This window comes from Bradyrhizobium sp. (assembly GCF_019244115.1).
GTDB lineage: Bacteria > Pseudomonadota > Alphaproteobacteria > Rhizobiales > Xanthobacteraceae > Bradyrhizobium.
Genome location: NZ_JAFATE010000331.1, coordinates 1 through 3,178, shown reverse-complemented (window position 1 = coordinate 3,178; position 3,178 = coordinate 1). Strand labels below are relative to the sequence as shown.

General features: G+C 60.0%; 4 protein-coding genes. All 4 read right to left on the bottom strand.

Translation table 11 applies throughout. From position 1 onward, the window contains the following. Positions 1–544 (bottom strand): dTDP-4-dehydrorhamnose 3,5-epimerase (gene rfbC, locus JOZ76_RS14725; RefSeq protein WP_291699352.1); only part of this gene is annotated, 544 nt, incomplete at its 3' end. 13 nt (positions 545–557) lie between these two features. Further along, complete coding sequence (locus JOZ76_RS14720) at positions 558–1,634, bottom strand: NAD-dependent epimerase/dehydratase family protein (RefSeq protein ID WP_291699351.1); 1,077 nt, start codon at positions 1,632–1,634, stop codon at positions 558–560. A 15-nt stretch (positions 1,635–1,649) separates the two neighbouring features. Beyond that, positions 1,650–2,303 carry a PIG-L deacetylase family protein gene (locus tag JOZ76_RS14715; protein WP_291699350.1) on the bottom strand — a complete coding sequence of 218 codons (654 nt, stop codon included), beginning with the start codon at positions 2,301–2,303 and terminating at the stop codon, positions 1,650–1,652. Continuing rightward, positions 2,300–3,118, bottom strand: coding sequence for a glucose-1-phosphate cytidylyltransferase (locus JOZ76_RS14710; protein ID WP_291699353.1), 819 nt, complete (start codon positions 3,116–3,118; stop codon positions 2,300–2,302). The genes JOZ76_RS14715 and JOZ76_RS14710 overlap by 4 nt, the downstream gene beginning before the upstream one ends. Positions 3,119–3,178 lie beyond the last annotated feature (60 nt).

Below are 3,178 nucleotides of genomic sequence, written 5' to 3'. Positions count from 1 at the left end.
TCACTTCGTCTTCGACCTCATGCAACAAGTGGAACGCCCGATCCTTCGATGAGATCACCGAGACCGGGAGCGGCCAGTTCAACCCCAACCGGGGGTCGTCGTGGCGGAGCCCGCCTTCGGCTTGCGGGGTGTAGAATTCGCCTACCTGGTAGCTCGTGTCCGTATTATCGCGCAGCGCCTGATAGCCGTGCGCAAAACGCTCCGGCACATAGAGCGCCCTCATATTGTCCTCGTTGAGCTCGACGGAGATATGCTCGAGATAGGTGGCGCTCTCGGGCCGCAGATCGACAATGATATCGAGAATGGCTCCCCGCGTGCATCGCACCAGCTTGCTCTCGGCGGCCGGTGGATATTGGAAATGCATGCCGCGTAGCGTGCCCTTCCTGATGTTCGATGCGATGTTGGCCTGCGCGATCACGGGCCGCAGGTCGTGATCGCGGAACTCGTGCTGGCAGAAGGCACGCGCAAAGAACCCCCGCTCGTCCGTCTTGCGGTCAAGTTCGATGATGAAGGCGCCCTTGAGGTTCGTTTCGATGAAGATCATGACTCGCTCCGGTCTAGCCGTTGACGACGGCAAGCCTGTGGTCGGGTCCACCCTCCACGCGTGGGCGATGCCTCAGATCATCTGCCAGGATGCCGTCGGCGATCAGTTTCCGGATATGGCCGATGCGCTGGTAACGCGCACCCTCGAACTCCTCGGGGGTCAGCTTCGATCGACTGAAAGCCTCGTACAGCTGCTCGGCGCCGCGCCGCGCGTCCCACTGCGGCCTGAACCCGGGCAGGACGCGTGCGATCTTGTCGAAGTTGACGCGATACGAGCGCGTGTCGGGGCTCGCATCAGGAGCGAACTCGATCCGACAGCCCGGAACAACATCTGCAACGATCGCGGCGATATCGCGGATGCGGTAATTGTGTGCGGTCTGGCCGACATTGAATGCTTGATTGAAGACGAGGTCCGCCGGGGCTTCCAATGCCACGACGAAGGCCCGCGAAATGTCCTCGATGTGCACGATTGGTCGCCATGGCGTTCCATCCGACTTCAGGTAGATGAGACCCTTTGTGGCCGCCCAGGCCACCAGATTGTTGAGCACGATATCGAACCGGATGCGTGGAGAGACACCGTAGGCGGTCGCCGGCCGCAAGTAGATCGGGCAGAAGTCGTCGCTCGCGAGCGGAGCAATATCGCGCTCCGACAGAACTTTGGATTCCCCATAGGCCGTGACCGGGTTCAGCGCGCCGGTCTCATCGAGCACAGCCTCGCCGGCCTTGCCGTAATTGCTGCACGAGGACGCCAACAGGAATCGCTTGACGCCGGCCTCCTTGGCCAGCAGAGCCAAGCGCACGCTAGCGCGGTGGTTGATGTCGTAAGTCAGCCAGGGCCGAAAGTTGCCGAGCGGATCATTCGACAGCGCGGCGAGATGGATGACCGCATCGAGCCCTTCGAGGTCTTCGCGCCCGACGTCGCGGATGTCTTTGCGGATGCCGGGTACGGTCGCGATCTCACCGCCGCCTTGAAACGTGCAGTCCTCGTAGAGATCGCTGTCCAATCCGATCACGTCGTGGCCCGATTGCAGAAGCATCGGCACCATCACCGTTCCAATGTAGCCTTGATGGCCTGTGACCATTACGCGCATGATCGATGCCCCTGTTCACTGCACGACGATCTTCCGGACGTGGAACGCTTCTGCGAATCCGTCCGGCGCCCGGCATTCCGCGCCCCGCAGCCGCGCCAGACCCATGAAAGTCTCTGCGTCGAACCAATCCTTCGAGCGCTGCGAGCCGAAATATTCGTAAAGCAATCTCGTCTTGCGCTCCATCAGCGCCCTGCTTGCCGGAATGAAGACGTTCGGCCGGCTCAGGTCGCCGTCCCATTTCGGAATCTCGTATTCGAGGATCGCGTGGTCACGAAACGTGTTCCACGTCAGCATGGCGACTTCCCGATGATCCTGATGCGCATCGCCGCGCGAATGGCAGAGGATCACATCGGGCGACGTGCGTCGCTTCAACCCCTCGAACCAGGTCTTGATGTCAGCTCCCTGGTAAGGGAAAAATCCGTCCTTGAATTCGGCCAGTTCGATGGTTTTGTCTGCTGCATCGGCCAGAAACGCTTCGGCGGAAGCACGCGCCTCTTTTGCGCGCGGCCCGTAAGCGCTGAGTACCACCCAGTGCGCGTCCAGTTTCACCCCGCGCGCTATCCAGCCGAGGATCGTTGCGCCCGCGCCGATTTCGATGTCGTCCGAGTGAGCGCCAATGCAAAGAACGGACAGGCGCTCGCCCGAGCCGGCGAGTTCGACGAGCTTCATCCAATCTTCCTTTCGGCAGGATCGATCGTGACCGCGTCGGATGTCCCGTCAAGGAGCCAAGGCATCTTGCCCTTCTCGACGAGCTCCTCGAGTATCTGCTTGTCCTTAAGCGTATCCATCGGTCGCCAGAAACCTTCGTGTCGGAACGCCATGAGCTGGTCGGCTTCGATCAACCGCGCGAACGGTGCCTCGACGAGCTCTTCGCCCTGGCGCATGTAATCGAATATTTCCTTGCGGAAGATGAAGAAGCCACCGTTGATCCAAAGATCGGCGTCCTGGCTGGCACGGATGCGCTCAACTCTACCGTCCGCTTGCATGTCAACCAGGTGCAGGCTGAACAACGGTCGCACCGCGGTAAAGCAGGCAACTTTTCCGCTCGCACCGAATGAATCGATCATCTCGGCCAGATTGAGGTCGCAAAGGCCGTCACTGTAGTTGGCCAGGAACATCTCCTCACCCGCAACCTGGTCCCGGACAGCCCATAGCCGTTCGCCTATGTTGCGCCAGATGCCTGTGTCGATCATTGCGACGCGCCAGTCCTGCTGTCGATCGCCAAGGATCTCGACTTGCTGGCCAAAACCCGTGACGACGCAATCGGAGTAGGTCTGCGGCTTGTAGTTCAGGAAATATTCCTTGATGACGTTTGCCTTGTAGCCAAGGCAAAGGATGAAATCATTGTGTCCGAACTGGCTGTAGTAGTGCATCAGGTGCCAGAGGATCGGCCTGTCCCCGATTGGAATCATTGGCTTTGGAATGCTCTCGGATACGTCCCGAATGCGCGTGCCGAGACCGCCACAGAACAGAATTACTTTCATTTGAAGCCTTTGTTCGTGTGTGCTGCATGACCGATCGGGACCGGTCTCAACTCCGCTTCC